The sequence below is a fragment of the Lactobacillus sp. wkB10 genome, from assembly GCF_000760615.1.
GTDB classification, from domain to species: Bacteria; Bacillota; Bacilli; order Lactobacillales; family Lactobacillaceae; genus Lactobacillus; species Lactobacillus huangpiensis.
On the sequence record NZ_JRJB01000001.1, the window covers coordinates 31360 to 52944 of the forward strand.

Genomic DNA, 21585 nt, shown 5'->3' on the forward strand with positions numbered 1-21585 from the left:
GCTTTTTTGGGATACATTCTATTTAAAAAAGAAAATCAAACATTTCTAAATTGTTGCATATCCGTGATCCGTCCAGTATAAACAAAATTTAAGTTAATGTTTTTAGTTTTTTCACCTAAATCATGTAAAAGTTTTTGCTGCAAGGTCGTTAAATGCAAATGCTGAAGTGCGACACAAGCTTCAATATACAATACTAATTTACCAGCATAATCTAATGGGTGATCGTGACTGTCAAACTTACGCATTACCATACCAATAGCATCACGAATTTGCTTATATTTATTAATATTCAATTCATTATATATATTAGAGTAGAAACTCCTATAAAACTGATCTAAATCTATATAAACTTCTTCGATTAGTTGCTTTTTTTTAGAAAATAAGCTATCAAAAAAAGTTGTTCATAACCTCACTTCCTCAATATCGAAATAATTTGTGTCTTTGGTGAAAAATTTTTTTGGAAATTTTCAGATAAAGGCAAATCTGTGATTAAAACGTCAATCTTATTAAGTGGAATTGACATGTAAGGAGAAGTATTTTGACTATTAAATTTATATTTTTCTGCGATTACAACCACTTGCTTAGCTCTTGAACATGCGATCTTGATTAATTCTGAATCACTCATTTTTGCTGAATAGATACCATCGCTTCTAACATTTGATGTGCCAACAAAAGCAGTATTAAAACTTATTTTTTGCAGAAGTTCAAGTGAATCAACAGAGTAATTAAATCTGTCTTCCTTATCTATTTTGCCTCCAAGAAGTCTTACATTAGGTAATTTAGATTGCATCAGAGCTAATGAATTATCAATTGAGTTAGTAACGATTTGCAAGTCAGTACCACAAATTAATTCACATAATTTCTTTAAAGTGGTTGATGGACCAATAAAGTCACACTGGTTAGGATGGATAAATCTTTGAGCCATTTTTGCCATTTTAGTTTTAACTGGTGAATCTATTTGACTTCTCATGAGGAAGTTGGGTACATCACTACGGTCTATCGCTACTAATCCACCATGAACACGAATTGCTTGTCCAGTTGCAGTTAAACGAACTACATCTCGTCTAGCTGTATCAAAAGAAATTTTGAAATAATCAGCTAACTTGCGAGTACTCAAATGATTTTCTTTATTAAGCATTTGCTTAATTTGTCGCAGGCGTTCTTCTTGTGTCATTTTACCTCTCCTGTGCCTAATTTAGCACTAGAATAAATATTGTTTAATCACTTTTTCAGTATTTAATTTAAAAAATAAGTATTTATCAGTATTTGAACATAAATATGCTGATCTGTAAATAAAAAATACCATAATAATAGTATTACTTATCTACTCGGCAATAACTAAACACTTATTTTTTAGAAATTGGAACGAACCAATTTTCAAAATGGTTGAACTTTGACAAAAACTTGCTATAATATGTTTATCAAATGAATTTTAGCAAATAATAAAAAGGGAGAATAAAAATGGCAGTTGATTACGACTCAAAAGAATTTCTCAAAAGTGTTGATGCTCACTGGCGTGCAGCAAATTATCTATCTGTAGGTCAGCTTTTCTTAATGAGTAACCCATTATTAAAACATGATTTGAAAGCAAGTGAAGTTAAGCCTAAACCAATTGGTCACTGGGGTACTATTTCACCACAAAACTTTATTTATGCTCATTTAAATAGAGTTATCAAAAAATATGGCCTAAATATGTTCTATATTGAAGGTTCAGGTCATGGCGGTCAGGTTATGGTATCTAATTCATACCTTGATGGTTCTTATAGTGAACTTTATCCTGAAATTCAACAAGATGAAAAAGGGATGGCCAAGCTCTTTAAACGTTTCAGCTTCCCTGGCGGGTCTGCTTCACATGCTGCACCTGAAACCCCTGGTTCGATGCACGAAGGTGGAGAACTAGGTTATTCTCTTTCTCATGGCACAGGTGCAATTTTAGATAATCCTGACGTAATTGCGGCTGTTGAAATTGGTGATGGCGAGGCTGAAACAGGTCCTCTTGCAGCTAGCTGGTTTAGTGATAAGTTTATTAACCCTATCAAAGATGGGGCAGTTTTACCAATCTTGCAAATTAATGGTTTCAAGATTTCAAATCCGACTATTGTATCCAGAATGTCAGATGAAGAATTGACCAAGTATTTTGAAGGCATGGGCTGGCATCCTTATATTATTTCTGCATACAATGGCGGCGAGTTTGATGGCTATAAAGACCACATGCAGATTCATGAAGAAATGGCTAAATTGATGGATACCGTGATTGAAGAAATTAAGGCTATTCAAAAGAATGCTCGTGAGAATAATGATGAAACTTTGCCGCATTGGCCAATGATCATTTTCCGTGTACCAAAGGGTTGGACAGGTCCAAAGAAGGATCTTGATGGTAATCCAATTGAAAACTCATTTAGGGCTCATCAGATTCCAATTCCAGTCGCTCAAGATGACATGGAACATAAAGATATGCTGGTTGATTGGCTTAAGAGTTATAAACCGGAAGAGTTATTCGATGAAAATGGCGTTCCAACTGAAATAGTCACGGCTGATAATGTTACTGGCGATAGCAGAATGGCCATGAACCCAATCACTAATGCAGGTGGAGAGAAAGCTAAGCGTCTTAGTTTGCCTGATTACCGTAAGTATGCCTTAAAATTTGATCAACCAGGTTCTATTGAAGCTGAAGACATGACGGAATGGGCTAAATATTTGAACGAAATTGCTGAACTAAATCCAAATACTTTCCGGGGTTTTGGACCAGATGAGTCTAAGTCTAACCGCTTATTTAAGTTTATTGATGAACAAAAACGGCAATGGGAAAGCTCCGTTCATACACCTAATGATGAAAACTTGGCACCAAGTGGTCGTTTAATTGATTCTCAATTATCAGAACACCAAGCCGAAGGCTGGCTTGAGGGTTACGTTTTATCAGGTCGTCATGGTTTCTTTGCTACTTATGAGTCATTTGGTCGTGTTGTAGATTCAATGCTGACTCAACACATGAAATGGTTAAGAAAAGCTAAGGAACAATATTGGCGTAAGGATTATCCATCATTAAACTTCATTGCAACTTCAACTGTCTTCCAACAAGATCATAATGGTTATACTCACCAAGACCCGGGTGTCTTGACTCACATGTATGAAAAGAATCGTCCAGATTTAGTTCATGAGTATTTACCAGCTGATACTAATTCATTACTCGCTATTTCACAAAAAGCTTTCAGCGATCGTGAATGCATCAACATTTTGGTTACTTCAAAGCAGGAAAGACCTCAATGGTTCTCAATTGATGAAGCAACTCGTATTGCAAACCACGGCTTATCATACATTGATTGGGCATCGACTGACCAAAATGCTAAGCCTGATGTTGTATTTGCTTCAACTGAAACGGAGCCGACAATGGAATCTCTTGCTGCAATTGACATTTTGCATAAGAATTTCCCTGATCTCAAGATTCGTTATATTAACGTAATTGACGTTATGAAATTGATGAATACTAAGGATAACCCAGAAGCAATTTCTGATGAAGAATTTGCTGAATTATTCCCAAGCGATGTGCCAGTAATCTTTGCATGGCATGGCTATAAGGCAATGATGCAATCCATTTGGTTTGGTCGCAAGCGTGGCAATGTTCATATTCATTGTTATGAAGAAGAAGGAGATATTACTACACCGTTTGATATGAGGGTGGTTAACGAACTTGATAGATTCCATTTAGCAAAGGATGCCATTTTAAGTGTTCCTCGTTACGCTGAAAAGAGTGCCGGCTTTGTGGCAGAAATGGACAGATTGCTTGCAAAACACCACCAATACATTCGTGATAATGGTAAAGATATGCCTGAAGTTACTGAATGGAAATGGACAGGTCTCAAGTAAATATTGTTAGTTAAAAACATAGTTTCTTAATAAGTGAAGCTATGTTTTTGCTTTTTATTCGGTTAATTTAATTAGCCTTATTCTTGTTAAAAACAATAATTTTATTTATAATAAGAATCATCATAAGGGAGTAACAGCAATTACTTGCGATAAGCCCAACACCCGAAGAAATACTTCTGGACTTATCTTAAATAGTGAGACTTGTGTGTGTTATACATATAAGTCTCTTTTTTGTTATTAGGAGGTAACAATGCCCCAGAATTTTTACAATCAAAAGATTGAAGATGTAGCTCAAGAGTTAGAAACATCATCAAGTCAAGGATTAAGCGTAAACCAAATAGAAGAATTGCGTACAAAATATGGCTCTAATAGTTTGACGAGCAAAAAGAAAATCAGCATTTGGCAACGTTTTTTAGCCCAGTTTAAGGATTTTATGATTATTGTTTTGATAGTTGCAGCGTTGCTTTCAGGCTTTGTAGCTCAAGAATGGACAGATGCGGCAATAATCATGATTGTGGTCATTTTGAACGCAGTATTAGGCGTTTTTCAAGAAACACGTTCTGAGGAGGCAATTAATGCTTTAAAGAAAATGGCTACTCCTAACGCCCATGTACGTCGTGATGGCCAAATTGTAGAAATACCAAGTACGGAATTAGTACCTGGGGATCTTGTGTTACTTGAAGCGGGTGATGTTGTACCGGCAGATTTGCGTTTGACTCTTACCAAAAGTCTCAAAATTGAAGAATCAGCTTTAACCGGCGAGTCGGTTCCGGTTGACAAAACTAGTGAACCTATTAATGAAGAAAAAGTAGCACTAGCAGATCAAGATAATATGGCATTTGCTAATACTAATGTTACTTACGGTCGCGGTGAAGGCATTGTCACTGAAACAGGTATGAATACTGAAGTCGGAAAGATTGCGACAATGCTTAACAACACTGATGAAACGGATACGCCATTAAAGCGTAATCTAAATCAGCTTGGTAAAACGCTAACTATTATGATTCTGCTGATCTGTGCTGTAGTCTTTGTTGTAGGCTTTTTTACTAAAAAGGGAACAGAGCCTACAGATAAATTAGCAATTGATATGTTCTTGGTGGCAGTTTCACTTGCTGTTGCTGCAATACCGGAGGGTTTGCCTGCAATTGTAACCATTATTTTGGCTCTTGGTACTCAGATAATGGCTAAGCACAATTCGATTGTGCGTAAGTTGCCAGCAGTGGAAACTTTAGGAGCAACAGATATTATCTGCTCTGATAAAACAGGCACATTAACTCAAAATAAAATGACAGTTGAACAGGTTTATTATGATAACCAGGTTCATAATTCTTCCAATAGAATCACTACTGATAATCATGCTTTAATGGCAATGGTTTTAGCTAATGATTCAAAACTTGACGATAATAATCAATTGTTGGGTGATCCAACTGAAACTGCATTGGTTCAGTATGCGCTTGATCAAAAAATTGATGTGCATAATTTGCTTGCAAATCATAAGAGACTCCAGGAAGTGCCATTTGATTCCGGTCGTAAATTAATGAGTACTATTAATGAGAACAATGGACAATATTTTGTAGCAGTTAAAGGAGCTCCAGATCAACTGCTTAAACGAGTAACGCAGATTGAACTTGATGGTAAAGTCAGTGAGATCACTGAGAAGCAAAAAGATGAAATTATGCTTTCAAATCAAAATATGGCTAAAAATGCGTTAAGAGTTTTGGGGTTAGCCTATAAAACAGTTGAACAATTATATGATGATCCTACAACTGATAATGTTGAGCAGAACTTGATTTTTGTTGGCTTGGTGGGGATGATAGACCCAGAGCGCCCTGAAGCAAAAGAGGCTATTAAAGAAGCTCACAGTGCCGGTATTAGAACAGTTATGATTACAGGTGACTTTCAAGTTACTGCTCAGGCAATTGCAGAAAGACTGGGTATTTTGAAGCCTGGCCAAGATGAGCGGGTAGTTACTGGTGCACAGCTGGATGAATTTAGTGATGAATATCTGGAAAAGCATGTAGCTGATTTTGATGTTTATGCCAGGGTTTCACCAGAACACAAAGTTCGTATCGTTAAAGCGTGGCAAGCCCAAGGCAAAATTGTAGCTATGACAGGAGACGGAGTTAATGACGCACCTAGTTTAAAGCAAGCTGATATTGGAATTGGTATGGGCATCACTGGTACAGAAGTGTCAAAGGGTGCTAGCGACATGGTTTTAGCTGATGACAACTTTGCAACTATTGTTGAAGCAGTTAAACAAGGACGCAAGGTCTTTAGCAATATTCAAAAAGCCATTCTTTACCTCATGAGTTGTAATGTCGGGGAAGTTTTAACAGTATTTATGATGACCATGCTGGGTTGGGATATTTTAGCTCCGGTGCAATTGCTGTGGATTAACTTGGTGACAGATACTTTACCAGCTATTGCCTTGGGACTTGAACCAGTTGAAAAAGGTATTATGAAGCGTATGCCTCGGGGTAAGAAATCAAACTTCTTTAGCGGTGGCGTTGCCAGCTCAATTGTTTACCAAGGAATACTCGAAGGTGTCATTGTTTTAACTACTTATCAACTAGGCTTAAACTTTGGCCCTCACATGGGTAATGCCAATCTGCAACACGCTGATGCTCTAACAATGGCCTTTCTTACATTAGGACTTATTCAACTATTTCATGCCTTTAATTCTAAGTATATTCACCAATCAATTTTTTCTAAGAGGACATTTGCTAATAAGTGGTTTAATTGGGCAATCTTGATATCAGCTATTGTCATGGCAGCAGTTGAATTACCATTTATGACAAAGTTCTTTGATGTCACGGAATTAAATTCAACACAATGGTTAATAGTTTTGGGAGCTGGAATTTGTATGATTTTAATAGTAGAAATTGTGAAGGGATTTCAGCGTCTCTCCGGTAAAAAATAAAAAAGTGAAACGAACACTTTTTCGACAGAGATCTAAACTCGTTTATAAGTTACAAAGACCAATAAGTCATTTAAAAGATGATTTGTTGGTCTTTTGTTTTATGCAAGATTATTTTTTCCGCTTAATTAAATAGTAGTTCTGCTATTTTTGATAAATATTGAGCATCAATTTGATCAAATCTGTCAAAGTCATTGCTGTCAAGGTCAAGAACAGCGACAAGTTTTTTATTGTGGATAATGGGAACAACGATTTCTGAATTGGTATTGGCATCGCAGGCAATATGACCTCTAAACTTATGAACATCCGGAACAATTTGAATTTGACCGGTTTGTGCAGCTGCGCCGCAGACACCCTTTCCTAACTGAATATGCATGCAGGCGACCGGTCCTTGAAAGGGTCCTAAAATAAGCTCTTGATCTTGAAAGCGATAAAATCCGGCATAACTTACTTTGGGTAACCCATTAAAAAGCAGTGCACTAATGTTACTCATGTTGGCAATTAAATCGTGTTCGCCTTGCAGAAGACTGCCGGCTTGTTTTAAAAGTAATTTATAATTTTTTTCTTTATCCATAAGTTTTCTCCTTAGTTAGAGTGTATGCTAGTCGAACTATTTTTGAAAGAAAAAAATGCAAATAAGAGTATATTTTTCACAGATAATTTTAATTATAAATGGCAATTTCTGACAATAAATTGTCATTAATGAACATACAAAAAAGCTTTTTATTATTGTACTTTCCTGTCATAGCGCTAACTAAATGACTTTCAGCTCAATGTGAATTAAACAGATCTTTCTATAAATTTTTATTAAAAACACTGTATTACTTTTAAAATTCTTAACGGTTATAGTAAAATAGATTCTACAACTTATTATTTCATGCATTGATTATGAAAGGGGCGATGACAATGTCGATGATAGAGTTCCATGACGTGCAAAAATTTTACGGCCATTTTCATGCACTGCACGACATTAATTTAGAGATTGATGAAGGTGAAACGGTGGTTCTGATTGGACCATCTGGTTCCGGTAAAAGTACTTTAGTACGGACCGTAAATGGTCTTGAGTCAATCCAGAAAGGTAAGTTAGTAGTTAACGGTCACGATCTTTCAGATCCAAAGACAAACCTCAACATCTTACGTAGTGATGTTGGGATGGTTTTCCAGCATTTTAATTTGTATAAGAATAAAGATGTATTGGAAAATATTATGCTGGCTCCCAGAATAGTAAGTCACATGCCTGAAGAAGAAAATAAAAAACAGGCGTTAGATTTGCTTGATATGGTTGGACTACGCAAATGGGCACATAATATGCCTTCACAAATTTCCGGTGGTCAAAAACAACGTGTTGCTATTGCCAGAACGCTGGCAATGAGACCAAAACTTATTTTATATGATGAACCAACATCTGCTCTTGATCCGGAAATGATTGATGATGTTTTACAAGTTATGAAGAAGGTTACCAATGAAAGTGGTATGACTTCATTAATTGTTACTCACGAAATGGGCTTTGCTAAAGAGGTAGCAAATAGAGTTATCTTTATGGATCAAGGCCGAATTGTTGAGGATGATGATAGCGAGAGCTTCTTTAAGCAGCCTAAGACGGAGCGGGCACAACAATTTTTGAGTAAAATTATTTCTCACTAAGGAGGCCAATTATGAAAAAGAAATTTTGGCTACTTCCTTTATTAGCATGTATTTTAATGCTAACCGGTTGTGGTAAAAGTCTTAGTGACCAATCTGTTTTAAATAATGTCAAGAAATCAAATACTATTGTTTGGGGCGTTAAAGGTGATGTTAAACTTTTTGGCTTAATTGATGTAAAGGACGGCCAGCAAAAGGGCTTTGATGTTGATATGGCAAAACATATTACAAAACATATATTAGGACCTCAAGGAAAAGCTGAATTTGTCACTACAACGTCTCAATCCAGAATCCCACTTTTAAAGAACGGGAATGTGGATGCCGTTATTGCAACAATGTCAATTACGCCAGAGCGTAAAAAGATTATTTCTTTTTCAAAGTCATACTTTGATGCGGGTCAGTCACTTTTAGTTCCTAAAAATTCTTCAATCAAGAGTACAAAGGACCTTAATGGTAAGACAGTTATCGGTGTTGTAGGTGCAAACTCAGTCGAAAACATTAAAAAAGTTGCTCCAAGAGCAAAAGTGATTGAGTTGCAAGATTATGCTCAGGCAATGAACGCATTAAAATCACATCAGGGGGATGCATTAACTACTGATAACGGAATTTTGTTTGGGTTAGCAGTTCAAAATCCGGGCTACGAAGTTCGTGGCGGCACTTTTACTGTTGAACCATACGGTGTTGCGGTTAATAAGGGACAAACCTCATTTACTGAAGCTGTAGACAAGGCGGTTCTTGAGATGCAGCATAATGGTGAATATAATCGCTTAATTAAAAAGTGGTTTGGCGATGTTCCAGGATTTAAGTATAAGGAGCTGTATCGCCGATGATTAATATTTTTTCAAAATTCAGCAGCCAGCTGTTTGTAGGCTTGGGCTGGACAATACTATCTAGTGTAATTGCTTTATTTTTCAGTTTAATAATTGGAACAATATTTGCAATTATGGAAGTTGTTCCAAGTAAAGTAATGCGTGTAATTGGACATGCTTATGTGGAAATAATGCGTAACATTCCTTTGCTTGTAATCACTATGTTTTTCTACCTGGTAATTCCGATTTACGTTGTCAAAATAAACGGTTTTACTGCTGGTACAATCGGGTTAACCTTATATACTTCTGCTTTTATTGCCGAGACAATTCGTTCAGGAATTCAATCTGTTTCTGGCGGTCAAATGGAAGGTGCAAGATCAACTGGTATGACCTACTGGCAGGCAATGCGTTATATAATTTTGCCTCAAGCATTCAAGATAGTAATACCACCTTTAGGCAACCAGTTTGTTAACTTGGTCAAAAACTCTTCAGTTCTGGCCTTTGTGGCAGGATTTGATTTAATGTATCAAGCAAATTCAATTGCTTCAGCAACTTTTGACACTATTAACAGTTATTTGGTTGTAGGTGTTTTATATTTGATCGTTACATTGCCGATTAGTTATTATATGCGGCACCTGGAAAAGAAATTAGGTTAAAGGAGGTACTAGAAAATGCAAAATTGGGTTAACGCCTTTTCATGGCTTAATGTACGCTTTTTGTTAATGGGCCTCTGGGTAACTATTTACATTTCCGTAATTTCGGTCATTTTAAGTTTTATTATTGGCTCGATTTTAGGAATAATTAGATATTCTAAAATTAAGTATGTTTCAGCTGTTGTAGGTTTCATTATTGATATTATTCGTAATATTCCCCTGCTGCTGATTATCTTCTTTACTTATTTTGGGCTACCAAACTTTGGTTTAAGGCCGGAAACCATACCGGCAGCGATTATTGCCATGACAGTATTCGAATCCTGTATGATTGCTGAAATTGTGCGTTCAGGTATTCAATCTGTTTCTATCGGTCAGATGGAGGGTGCAAGATCAACTGGTATGTCGTTTGTTCAGGCTTTATGGCATGTTGTTTTGCCTCAAGCTTATAAAAACATGATTCCAACAATTATTAGTCAGTTTGTTTCTCTAATTAAGGACACATCTTTGGCAACAATCATAGTTGTTCCGGAAATGATGCAGCACGCACAAGTTATTTATGGTCAAAATGCAAACTACATTTTACCGATGTTTGCTGCTTTAGCTGTTTTGTATTTTGCTGTGTGCTTTACATTGTCAATTATCGGCAGTGCAATAGGCAGGCATTTGTCTTAAAATAAGAATTTGATTAGTAATTATTAAAAAGCAATTCACAAGTTTGTGAATTGCTTTTTTTGTTTGCTCTGATACATAGGCAATTGGTTCATACCATTTCACAAACTTTTTTATTTGATTTTACTAGTTAATTATTTTTATTAAATAATTTTAAGAAAAATGCTTGACATATTAAAAATTAGCTATTATCTTATAATATAACATCATATAACAAGAATGATTGAGAGGTTAAAAATGAAAAAAGAATATCAACAAGAAATTAAAAATGCTCTTGCCGCTGCAGAAAAGATTGATGGCATTAATCATGTCTATTTTGTAGCTTGTGGAGGATCGATGGCTTTTATGCAACCAGCTGAATATATTTTCAACCGCGAATGTGATATTCCAGCTACAATTTTACCAGCACGGGAATTTACAACACGTAATCCTCATGATTTGGGCAACCATAGTTTAGTAGTTTCTTGTTCACATTCAGGTAGTACACCGGAAACAAATGAGGCAGTTAATTTTGCCAAAAGTAAAGGTGCTCTAACAGTAGGTATTACTTATACAGCAGGTTCTGACTTAGAAAAGAATTCCGATTTCACTTTGCACTACAGTTGGGGCAAAGGTACCGATGCTTCTGATTTAAATAATGGAGTTTTATATGGTTTCATATTTAGTTTATTGAAGTCCATAACTGGTGATAACAAATTTGAAAAAGGCCTGAAAGCTTTGGATAGTTTAGAAACTATGGCTGACAGGGTAAGAAAGCAATTTGGAGAAACTGCAAAGAAATGGACCAGTGAATTAAAACGCGAAAAATTAATTTATGCTGTAGGATCAGGTATTAATACTGGAGAAACATATTCATTCTCAGCATGCTGGCTTCAAGAAATGCAATGGATTCATAGTGGTTACATCAATTCTGCCGAGTATTTCCATGGTCCATTCGAAGTAACAGATTTTGATGTGCCCTTTATCATTTGCAAAGGATTAGGCGTAACCAGAAAAATGGATCAACGTGTAATCGATTTTGCTAAAAAGCATAGTCAAAAAGTTTACGTGATTGACGACGCTGACTTTGATATGCATGAAGTAGATGACGACTTTAAAGAATACTATTCTCAGATTCTTTCAGGAGTTGCTTTCCGTCAATTAGCCGAAGGATTTGCTTATGAAAGAGGACACTCACTAGATGTCCGTCGTTATATGGGACATCTGGATTATTAAAAAGGCTGTAAATCATGAAAATAATTGCAGTTGGTGACAATGTAGCTGATACATACATCAAGCAAAAGATATTTTTTCCAGGCGGAAATTGTGTCAATGTAGCAGTTGATGCCAAAAAAGCTGGAGCTGATGTTTCAGCTTATCTAGGAATGTTTGGAGATGACGATCGAGCACAGCATATTAAAAAATCTTTAACAGAAGAAAATGTAGAACTTATTAATTGTCGTAAGGTCTATGCCCCCACAGCACAGCCTCGAGTTATTCTCACAGATGAAGGTGATAGAACTTTTGCCCCTGGTCCTAAAAATTCAGTAATGCATTTGTTATCCTTAAGGCTTACCCCAACAGATTTTGCGGAAATAAAAAAGTTTGATGTTGTTCATGTTGGAATTGATTCGGGAATTGAAAATTATCTTGATGAATTACATCATATTACCAAAGTATCATTTGATTTTTCAGATTCTCGCAATGAAGGTTACTTTAAACGTGTTTTACCGTTTGTAGATTATGCTTTCTTTTCAGGTTCAGAGATGTCTGATGAACAAGTGGAAGAATTTGCTAAAAAATATTTAACTTTGGGACCGGAAGTCATAGTCATCACAAGAGGTGCAAATTCTGCATTCTTGTTAACTTCACAGAAATCCTATTATCAAAAACCACAAAAAGTAAAAGTCGTTGACACTATGGGTGCAGGTGACAGCTTTATTGCTGGTTTTCTAGTTTCTTACTTAAATAAAAACAATCTGCAAGAAGCTGCTTTAGCAGCTAGTAAAAATGCTGCAGCTACTTGCCAACTATCTGGTGGCTTTGGTCATCAGAAATCCTTTTAGAAAAGAGTGATATTTATGAAAAAAAGTGCATTGTTTGCAACTGCAATTGCATGTGTAGGCTTGTTGATAACAGGATGCCAGAAAAATTCTAGTTCTGGTACAAAAAATCAAGATAAAATTACTGTTGTTCAAAATACTACGGTGGATTCTCTTGACCCAATATTAGCGTATCAAAACACCTCTGTAACTGTTGTTGCTAACACTACAGAAGGGCTTTATACCATTGATGACCATGATAAACCTCAATTAGCTTTGGCTTCTAAAGTTAAAACGAGCAATCATGGACTAACCAAGACCTATACAATTCGTGAAAATGCTAAATGGTCAAATGGTGATCCAGTTACGGCTAATGATTTTGTTTTTGCCTGGCGTCGGCTGTCAGATCCTAAGATAGCATCAGCCTTTAATTTCCAGCCAGGTGCGGCTGGAATTAAAAATGCTAATGACATTGTAGCTGGAAAGAAGCCAGTCAAGTCATTGGGTGTTAAGGCCACAGGTCCTAAAACTTTAGTTGTTCAACTTGATCATGTTGTACCTTATATGAACAAATTGCTGGCATTCAGTGATTTTGCTCCTGTTAACCAAAAATATTTTGAAAAAGTAGGAAAGAAATTTGCACAAGATTCCAATCATTTAATTTACTCTGGTCCTTACCAAATCAAGGATTGGAAATTAGGTGATAACACTATCCAGTTAGTTAAAAATCCTAAATATTGGGATGCCAAGAATGTCAAAATTAAGAATGTTAAGCTTGATATTATTACGGACCCGGAAAAGGCAGCTATTGCATTCGAAAATGGCAGTGCAGACTATGTTCACTTAAGTGGTCAGCTTGTTTCTAAGTATCGGAAAGATAAGAATTTTAAGAATGATGTTGGTAACTTTACTCAATATCTCATGTTCAATTTGAAAAAGCCTGGACTAGATAATGCTGACCTTCGTAAAGCTATATCTTCAAGTATTAACCGTAAAGAAATTACTACTCATATTCTGAAGGATGGTTCAATTCCTTCTCATTCAATGGTTATGAAAAATTTGGTTAAAAATCCTACAAATGGCAAAGATTTTGCGGATGAATCAACCACTAATTTGTCAGAATACTCACCAGCTCAAGCTAAAAAGTATTGGAATAAGGCCAAAAAAGCAACTAACCTGCGTTCATTTACCCTGCTTTATGATGACAGTGATCCTTCTTATGCCAATGTAGCAGCTTATGTTAAGGCACAGGTGGAGAAAAATCTTCCAGGAATGAAAGTAACACTGCAACAAGTAGCAAAGAAGACTAGGAATGATAAGATGTCAAAAGCAACTTATGATGTCACACTGACACGCTGGGGACCGGATTATGCAGATCCAACAGCAATTTTAAGTATGTATCAATCTGAGAATGATAGTAATTATGGTCGCTGGAAAAATTCAGAATTTGATAAGTTAATGGCCCAATCTGACCAAACTACTGATCAAGCTAAGAGATACAAATTGCTTCTTAAGGCAAATAATATCCTAATTGACAGTGCTTCTTGCCCACCGCTTTATCAGATTGGTGCACCAGTTTTGCAAAGAGCAAATATTAAAGGACTGCCAATGCATATAGCCGGCGTATCGTTCTTCTTCAAATATGCTTCAATTAAATAATTTCATTAAAAGTATTAATAGGGCTGGGATACAATCTCAGCTCTGTTTGCTTATTTAGGAAGATTGGAGGGAAAAAATTGAAAAAGTATGTCTTAAAAAGAATATTAATCGCAGTGATTACATTATTTTTGATTACTTTGATTCTTTTTATTATGGAAAAGGCAATGCCTGGTTCTCCATTTAATGATGAAAAAATGTCACATGCTCAAGTAGCGGCACTTTATCATAAATATGGTTTAGACGGTCCAGTGCCACTGCAGTTTCTTAATTACTTGAAAAATATGTTGTCTGGCGACTTCGGTGTTTCGTATACCGTTCAAGTTAATACGCCGGTTACTACAATGATTTTGCAGCATTTTACCATTTCACTCCAGATAGGTTTACAGGCTACTGTACTAGGTTCAGTTTTAGGCTTTCTGATGGGAATTTTGGCAGCAATCAAAAAAGGTACAATTTGGGATAACTTAATGACTGGCATTTCTGTTTTGGGAATAAGTCTTCCTAACTTTGTAGTAGCATTGATCGTGTCAATCATATTTTCTTATAAACTAATGGTCTTTCCAGGAACATACCAACCAACACAACCATTTGTATCAAGTATTCTGCCTACAATAGCATTGAGTACTTTTACTATGGCAAGTATTGAGCGATATGTTAGAAATGACATGATTGATATTATGAATTCTGATTATTATCGTTTAGCGGATTCAAAAGGAATTAAAAAGTTCCAGTTGATCGGACACCATGTTATCAGAAACACTTTAATTTCAGTTATTACAGTATTAGCACCACTGATGATTGACCTAATTGCCGGGAGTATGGTAATTGAAAAAGCTTTTGCTATTCCAGGCTTGGGAACATTGTATATCAGTGCTATACAAGCTAATGACTACAATGTAGTCTTAGGCATAACTTTCTTTTATGCAGTGCTTTTTATTAGTATTATGTTAATAGTTGATATTCTTTATGGGTTAATAGATCCGCGTATTAGATTAGATGAGGGCAAATAATTATGACTAATATAGAAAATAATGATTTTGAATTTGCCCATAAATCTGAAACAGTTGACCATTATTCCGGTAAATCTTATTCATATGGGCAGTTGGTTTGGCATCGCTTTTTAAGAAATAAAGGTGCGGTGATTAGCGCAGTTGTTTTAATTATTATTGCTTTAATAGCCATTCTGGCGCCTTACCTTAGTCAATACTCACCCACTACACCGTATCCTAACCAGTCTAATTTAGCTCCTGGAGTTAATGGTCATTGGTTTGGAACAGATAACTTAGGCAGAGATATTTTTGTAAGAGTTGCTGCTGGTACTTCAGTTTCACTAAGGGTTGCTCTAGTGGCTATGGCAATTGATCTGGTTATTGGTACTAGTTATGGCCTGATTTCAGGATATTTTGGTGGCAAAATTGATTTATTCATGCAAAGAATAACAGAAATTCTTAGTACTATTCCTATGATCATTATTGTTACTTTGCTTGTTCTTGTCATGAAGCCAGGTCTAGTAAGCATAATTACTGCGATGATGATTGTCGGCTGGATTAATATGAGTAGAATAGTTCGCGCACAGGTGTTGGAACTAAAAACCAGCGAGTATGTTTTATCAGCAAAGACAATGGGAGAATCTGATATTAAAATTATTTTCTCTCAAATTTTGCCTAATACATTAGGACAAATAATTACCACATTTATGTTATCTATTCCGAATGCAATTTTTTTGGAAGCATTCTTAGCCTTTATCGGTTTAGGTGTTCCGGCACCATTAGCTTCATTAGGAACAATGATTAATGATGGTTATACCCAGGCTATCGTTTATCCATACATGGTCATTTTCCCCGTATTGTTTTTAGCACTAATTATGTTGAGTTTTAATATTATTGCGGATGGCTTACGGGATGCTATTGAAGGAAGTTAGGTAAGATTATGACCGAAACAGTTTTAGAAATAAAAAATTTACAAGTAGCCTATCATACCGATCACGGAGAAGTGCAAGCTGTTAGAGGAATAAGTTATCAGGTAAAAAAGGGTGAAACAGTTGCTTTAGTTGGTGAATCCGGTTGTGGCAAGTCAGCTAGTGTAAAGCCAATCATGGGCGAAAAAGAAGCCAATCAAATAATTAAATCCGGTGAGATCAATTTCACTTACCAGACTGAAAATGGTCCACAAACAGTTAATTTATTAAAAATTAGTCCTAAGATTATGCAAAATCGTATTAAGGGCAAAGAAATAGCAATGGTTTTTCAAGACCCAATGACTTCTCTCGATCCAACCATGAAAATTAATAAGCAAATCGCGGAGGCAGTAAAGGCTTCTCATCCTGAGATGAATAAGGATCAAATCAACGAACGGGTGCTTAATTTAATTGAAACCGTTGGCATTCAAAACATGAAGGTTGTTCAGAACCAATATCCACATCAACTTTCTGGAGGAATGAGACAGAGAATTGTTATCGCCATTGCGTTGGCCGGGAATCCCAGTTTACTGATCTGTGATGAACCAACTACGGGTTTGGATGTAACTATTCAGGCTAAAATTTTGAACCTGATTAAAGATATACAAAAGAGCAGGAAATTATCTGTTATTTTTATTACCCATAATTTAGGGGTGGTTGCCAATATTGCAACATATGTGAACGTCATGTATGCTGGAAAAATAGTTGAGACTGGAACGAGCCAAGATATCTTTTTTGAACCTCGTCACCCATATACTTGGGGTCTGCTTGAATCAGTACCCGATATCAATGAGAAGGTTGACGAATTACCGACTATTGCCGGAACGATTCCAGACCTAACACAACCGATTGTTGGAGATGCTTTTGCTCCCAGAAATAAGTATGCCTTAAACATTGATTTTAAAAAACAACCGCCAATGTTTAAAATTAATGACCACCATTATGCTGCAACTTGGCTCTTAGATAAAAGAGCTCCCAAAGTACCAATTCCAGCAGTTTTGCAAAAGAGAATTTTAAAAATGAAGGGGGCATCATAAGCAATGACTAAAAATATACTTGAAGTTCATCATTTAAAGCAATATTTTCCAGTTGCAAATAAAAAAGTAGTTAAAGCGGTAGATGATGTTTCCTTTAACATTGCTAATGGTGAAACTTTTGGTCTGGTAGGTGAGTCAGGAAGTGGAAAGACCACTATTGGACGCTCTATTATTCGTCTTTATTGGCCTACTGCAGGTGAAGTGATTTTTGAAGGTGAACAAATAGCAGGACAACTAAGTAAAAAGCAGACTGCTAAGTTGCGCAAAGACATGCAGATGATTTTTCAAGATCCTATGTCTTCACTAAATCCTCGTAAAAAAGTTGGTGACATAGTCAAGCTGGGTCTTGATATTCATTATCCTAAATTATCTAAGGATGAAAAACTGCAAAAAGTTATTGAAATGCTAAAAGTAGTGGGCCTTGATTCATCATTTGTTAACCGCTACCCACAAGAACTTTCGGGTGGACAAAGACAAAGAGTTGGTATTGCTAGAGTAGTTATCATGCATCCCAGACTTATTATTGCAGATGAAGCTATTTCTGCCCTAGATGTTTCAGTACAAGCTCAAGTTGTCAATTTACTCCAAAGAATACAAAGAGAAAGTGGCAGTGCCATGCTCTTTATTGCCCATGACTTGGCAATGGTCAAACATATTTCAAGTCATATAGGAGTAATTCATTTGGGACATATTGTCGAGATTGGACCAACAGAAGCAATTTTTGACGATCCTGTGCACCCTTATACTAAAAGTTTGTTAACTGCTATCCCCACTACTAATCCAATAGCAGAACAAAATAAAAAGTTATCAAATTATCATGCATTTAGACAACAATATGAAAATAAAGAAATGGCAGATTTGGGCAATGGTCACTATGCAATAGACGATGGATCGTGGACTAAGTAAAACTCCTTATGATAAAATATTGATAAATAAATTTTTATATTATCAAGAAAAGGAAAAATAGATGCCACGTCCTAAAACAAAGCAAGAATTAGTTGATGCAAGTAATTCGTCATACCAGAAGATAGTTGATTTAATCGCTAAGTTGCCAGAGGATGCTCGCACTGGCAGTTTCAATTTTGATACGAGTAAATTAAAAGAAGCCCATTGGAAGAGAGATAATAATGTACGTGATGTTTTGATTCACTTATATGAATGGCAAAAATTGTTGCTAGAGTGGGTTAAAAGCAATCAATCCGGTGAAGACAAAGAATTTTTGCCTGAAGGGTATAATTGGCGTAATTATGGTGAATTGAATCAAGAATTTTGGCAAAAGCACCAATCTACGCCACTTGCAGAAGCAGAAAAAATGTTAGCGACTAGTCATAAACAAACCATGGCTTTGCTTGATACCTATACGGAAGAGCAACTCTTTCAAAAAAATGTTTTTCCTTGGACTGGTAATAATGCATTAGGTACTTACTTCATTGCAAATACTTGCAGTCATTATGAATGGGCTTTAAAGAAGTTACGAAAATATCAAAGATCCTTGAAATAAGGTCTTATTAAAACCGTTAGCGTAAAAGCTGACGGTTTTTGTATTGATTAAGTTACTTATTAGGTAAATTAGAAGTTTGACAATTTATTTCTCTATAGATATAATTTCTAAATAGAAAATATTTATAAAAGGAAATTATAATGAAAAATAATAAGTTATACCAGACATTAATGGACTTACAGTGTGAGTTGGTTGCTGAAAGAAATTTGGTAAATCCAGGACAAATTAACTGGTTGCAATATGATATTTTGAGCGTTTTGCAGGATCATGCTCGCAAACCAACCGTTTTAAGCCGGCAACTTGGAATTAAGCAGGCGAAATTATCCAAAAATTTTACCAAATTAAGAAAATTAGGCTATATCAAGCAAACCCCAGACATACAAGATCATAGAGAACTGATAACAGAAATTACTGCAAAAGGACTTACTTTTATGGATGATATTGCTGAAAAGCATGGCGAACTATATAATAAGGCTCAAAAAATTTGGTCCAAGAAAGAACAAGAACAATTTATTTTATTAGCAAATAAACTAATTGCTGTTTTAAGGAAAGACCGGATTGGAAATGAGTAGTAAACCAATAATTATTGAAGGTGCACATACAAATAATTTAAAAAATATTTCGGTTGAAATTCCCAAAAATAAAATTACCGTTATTACCGGCTTATCTGGCGCTGGCAAATCCTCACTGGCATTGTCGACTATTGCAGCAGCAGTTCAAAGGCAGGTGAATAAGACATACAGCGCCTATGTTCAACAACTTTTACCTCATTTTAAAGAACCTGAAGTTGATAAAATTAAAAATTTGCCATTTACTGTAGTAGTTGATCAAAAAGGTATCGGAAACAACAAGCGTTCAACTCTTGGTACTTATTCTGATATTTATTCAGCATTGAGATTGTTGTTTTCACGTTTGGCAAAACCGTTTATTGGTTATTCAATGAACTACTCTTTTAATAATCCAGTGGGCATGTGTCCCAGATGCCAAGGATTAGGAGAAGTTAGAGAAATTATTCCAGAGGATTTGTTGAATATGAGCAAATCACTTAATGAAGGAGCGATAGATTTTCCTACCTTTCAACCAGGTGGTTGGCGATTAACTCGTTATACTGAGTCAGGCTTTTTTGATAATGATTTACCACTAAAAAAATGGTCTGAATCAAAAATTACTCTGTTATTGAATGGTGAGAAGCAAGTACCACCAAACCCAACGAGAAAATGGCATAAAAGTGCGAAGTATATTGGTCTTATCCCCAGGATAACTCAAACTTTTTTAAGCAAAAATAATTCTCAATACCAAAATGATTTAAAGAAGATTGTTAAAGTGAAGGTCTGTCCAGCTTGTCATGGGCAAAGGCTAAATGCAAAAGTACTTTCTGCTAAAATTAATAACAATAATATTGCTGATTGCAGTATGATGAGTTTAATTGAATTGAAACTCTGGCTAAGTAGAATTAATGATGAAAAAACTAAACTTATTCAGAAGGAAATAGAAGCTAAGATAACTAATTTAATTAATGCAGGTTTAGGGTACTTGAGTTTAAATAGAACAACGGCCTCTTTATCAGGTGGAGAAGCTCAAAGAGTTAAATTAGCAAACTATTTAAATAGTGATTTGACCGACTTGCTTTATATCTTTGATGAGCCCAGCGTAGGTTTGCACTCATATGACCTTCAAAAAATTAACAATATTTTTAGGCAATTAAGGGATAAAGGAAATTCAATAATTATTGTTGATCATGACCCAGAAGTGATGGCAATAGCTGACAAAATTATTAATTTAGGGGAGTTAGCAGGTGAAAAAGGTGGATATATTACATTTACAGGTGATTTTAAAAACTTAGTTCAAAGTAATACTTTAACAGGAAAAAGCTTGCGTAATTTTGGTATTCTTAAAAGTGAAACCAAATTATTTAACAGTTTTTATCATATAAGTAATGTATCCCTAAATAATCTGCATGATATAAGCATTAAAATTCCTCAACAATCTTTAACAGCAATTACAGGAGTTGCCGGATCGGGCAAAAGTAGTTTAGTAAAAATAATAAAAAAACAGTATCCGCAAACAGCGGTTTTAAGTCAACGTGAAATTCGTGGGAATAACAGGTCAAATGTGTTAACGTATTTAAATGTTTTTGATCAATTGCGACAGTATTTTGCTGATGCCACTAATCAAACAATAGGTTTATTTTCATTTAATAGTCAGGGAGCTTGCCCGATATGTAAAGGCAAGGGGATGCTTAAGCTTGACTTAGCATATATTGGAGAGTCAGTTACGGTTTGCGATGCTTGTCACGGGCAACGTTATTCAGAAAAGGTTTTAAAATTAAAAGTCAATTGCTTGAATATTGCAGAAGCGATGGCTTTAAGCCCTGCAGAATTTGCTGTTAAATATCCTATCCTTAATCCTGCAATGATAGCATTAAAACAAGTAGGATTAAGTTATATAAAGTTAAATCAATCCTTAGACACTTTTTCTGGTGGCGAATTGCAACGGCTTAAATTAGCCAAGTTTCTTTTAAAACAGTCCAGTGAAATTTTAGTTTTAGACGAACCAACAAGTGGTCTGCATGAATATAATATTCAAGATTTAATTGATCTGTTAAAAAGCTTAATCTCAACTTATCAATTAACAATTATTGTTATTGAACATAATTTACGCTTAATTGGACAAGCAGATTGGATTATTGATATAGGACCTTATGCTGGTAATAAAGGTGGGAAAATTATGTTTTCTGGTCGTCCAGAACAATTAATTGATAAAGGAAAAACTTTGACAGCTAAGGCTCTAAAGCAATATTTCAAGCTTTAAAATATTTTTAGAGTTTTTTAGTTAGTATAATCTCCCAAACTTTTCA

At 35.5% G+C, this 21585-nt stretch carries 19 protein-coding genes; 16 read left to right on the forward strand and 3 right to left on the reverse strand.

Going from position 1 to position 21585, the window contains the following annotated elements:
* Nucleotides 1-35: 35 nt before the first annotated feature.
* Together LACWKB10_RS00205 and LACWKB10_RS00210 are read right to left on the reverse strand one after the other, a co-directional pair.
* Nucleotides 36-359: a bacteriocin immunity protein gene (locus LACWKB10_RS00205; RefSeq protein ID WP_081945306.1), complete on the reverse strand. Its 324-nt coding sequence runs from the start codon at nucleotides 357-359 to the stop codon at nucleotides 36-38.
* 50 nt (nucleotides 360-409) lie between these two features.
* Nucleotides 410-1174: a DeoR/GlpR family DNA-binding transcription regulator gene (locus LACWKB10_RS00210; protein ID WP_034977158.1), complete on the reverse strand. Its 765-nt coding sequence runs from the start codon at nucleotides 1172-1174 to the stop codon at nucleotides 410-412.
* Between the two features lie 287 nt (nucleotides 1175-1461).
* Here LACWKB10_RS00210 and LACWKB10_RS00215 point away from each other — a divergent pair, with 287 nt between their 5' ends.
* Both LACWKB10_RS00215 and LACWKB10_RS00220 read left to right on the forward strand, forming a co-directional pair.
* Nucleotides 1462-3864, forward strand: a complete 2403-nt coding sequence (locus LACWKB10_RS00215) for a phosphoketolase family protein (RefSeq protein WP_034977160.1) — start codon at nucleotides 1462-1464, stop codon at nucleotides 3862-3864.
* 250 nt (nucleotides 3865-4114) lie between these two features.
* On the forward strand, nucleotides 4115-6784 hold the full coding sequence (locus tag LACWKB10_RS00220) for a calcium-translocating P-type ATPase, PMCA-type (RefSeq protein WP_034977162.1): 2670 nt from the start codon (nucleotides 4115-4117) through the stop codon (nucleotides 6782-6784).
* 121 nt (nucleotides 6785-6905) lie between these two features.
* On the opposite strand, the gene LACWKB10_RS00225 is transcribed toward LACWKB10_RS00220, so the two are convergent.
* Nucleotides 6906-7355, reverse strand: a complete 450-nt coding sequence (locus LACWKB10_RS00225) for a GAF domain-containing protein (protein WP_034977164.1) — start codon at nucleotides 7353-7355, stop codon at nucleotides 6906-6908.
* 332 nt (nucleotides 7356-7687) lie between these two features.
* Between LACWKB10_RS00225 and LACWKB10_RS00230 the strand changes: the two genes are divergently transcribed.
* The 14 genes from LACWKB10_RS00230 to LACWKB10_RS00295 all read left to right on the forward strand — a co-directional run bounded on the left by LACWKB10_RS00230 (nucleotide 7688) and on the right by LACWKB10_RS00295 (nucleotide 21539).
* Nucleotides 7688-8425 carry an amino acid ABC transporter ATP-binding protein gene (locus LACWKB10_RS00230; protein WP_034977167.1) on the forward strand — a complete coding sequence of 246 codons (738 nt, stop codon included), beginning with the start codon at nucleotides 7688-7690 and terminating at the stop codon, nucleotides 8423-8425.
* 11 nt (nucleotides 8426-8436) lie between these two features.
* Nucleotides 8437-9252, forward strand: coding sequence for a glutamate ABC transporter substrate-binding protein (locus LACWKB10_RS00235; RefSeq protein ID WP_034977170.1), 816 nt, complete (start codon nucleotides 8437-8439; stop codon nucleotides 9250-9252).
* A complete protein-coding gene (locus tag LACWKB10_RS00240; RefSeq protein ID WP_034977173.1) occupies nucleotides 9249-9887 on the forward strand; it encodes an amino acid ABC transporter permease in 639 nt (212 codons plus the stop codon). Before LACWKB10_RS00235 ends, LACWKB10_RS00240 begins: the two co-directional genes overlap by 4 nt.
* A gap of 15 nt (nucleotides 9888-9902) precedes the next feature.
* Complete coding sequence (locus LACWKB10_RS00245; protein WP_034977176.1) at nucleotides 9903-10556, forward strand: amino acid ABC transporter permease; 654 nt, start codon at nucleotides 9903-9905, stop codon at nucleotides 10554-10556.
* Between the two features lie 234 nt (nucleotides 10557-10790).
* A complete protein-coding gene (locus LACWKB10_RS00250) occupies nucleotides 10791-11768 on the forward strand; it encodes an SIS domain-containing protein (protein WP_034977179.1) in 978 nt (325 codons plus the stop codon).
* A 14-nt stretch (nucleotides 11769-11782) separates the two neighbouring features.
* Complete coding sequence (locus LACWKB10_RS00255) at nucleotides 11783-12598, forward strand: PfkB family carbohydrate kinase (RefSeq protein WP_034977181.1); 816 nt, start codon at nucleotides 11783-11785, stop codon at nucleotides 12596-12598.
* 15 nt (nucleotides 12599-12613) lie between these two features.
* Nucleotides 12614-14233 (forward strand): peptide ABC transporter substrate-binding protein, encoded by a 1620-nt coding sequence (locus tag LACWKB10_RS00260; RefSeq protein ID WP_034977183.1) that lies wholly within the window; start codon nucleotides 12614-12616, stop codon nucleotides 14231-14233.
* A 77-nt stretch (nucleotides 14234-14310) separates the two neighbouring features.
* Complete coding sequence (locus LACWKB10_RS00265) at nucleotides 14311-15243, forward strand: ABC transporter permease (protein ID WP_034977186.1); 933 nt, start codon at nucleotides 14311-14313, stop codon at nucleotides 15241-15243.
* Nucleotides 15244-15245: 2 nt separating this feature from the next.
* Entirely contained in the window at nucleotides 15246-16154 is a 909-nt protein-coding gene (locus LACWKB10_RS00270) for an ABC transporter permease (protein ID WP_034977189.1), read from the forward strand.
* A gap of 5 nt (nucleotides 16155-16159) precedes the next feature.
* Nucleotides 16160-17227 (forward strand): ABC transporter ATP-binding protein, encoded by a 1068-nt coding sequence (locus tag LACWKB10_RS00275; protein WP_235191478.1) that lies wholly within the window; start codon nucleotides 16160-16162, stop codon nucleotides 17225-17227.
* A gap of 3 nt (nucleotides 17228-17230) precedes the next feature.
* The gene (locus LACWKB10_RS00280) at nucleotides 17231-18133 is read left to right on the forward strand and encodes an ABC transporter ATP-binding protein (protein ID WP_034977195.1); all 903 of its coding nucleotides are present in this window, start codon (nucleotides 17231-17233) and stop codon (nucleotides 18131-18133) included.
* Between the two features lie 61 nt (nucleotides 18134-18194).
* Nucleotides 18195-18728 carry a ClbS/DfsB family four-helix bundle protein gene (locus LACWKB10_RS00285; protein WP_034977198.1) on the forward strand — a complete coding sequence of 178 codons (534 nt, stop codon included), beginning with the start codon at nucleotides 18195-18197 and terminating at the stop codon, nucleotides 18726-18728.
* A gap of 140 nt (nucleotides 18729-18868) precedes the next feature.
* A complete protein-coding gene (locus LACWKB10_RS00290) occupies nucleotides 18869-19300 on the forward strand; it encodes a MarR family winged helix-turn-helix transcriptional regulator (protein ID WP_081945307.1) in 432 nt (143 codons plus the stop codon).
* Nucleotides 19293-21539 carry an ATP-binding cassette domain-containing protein gene (locus LACWKB10_RS00295; protein ID WP_034977763.1) on the forward strand — a complete coding sequence of 749 codons (2247 nt, stop codon included), beginning with the start codon at nucleotides 19293-19295 and terminating at the stop codon, nucleotides 21537-21539. Before LACWKB10_RS00290 ends, LACWKB10_RS00295 begins: the two co-directional genes overlap by 8 nt.
* Nucleotides 21540-21585 lie beyond the last annotated feature (46 nt).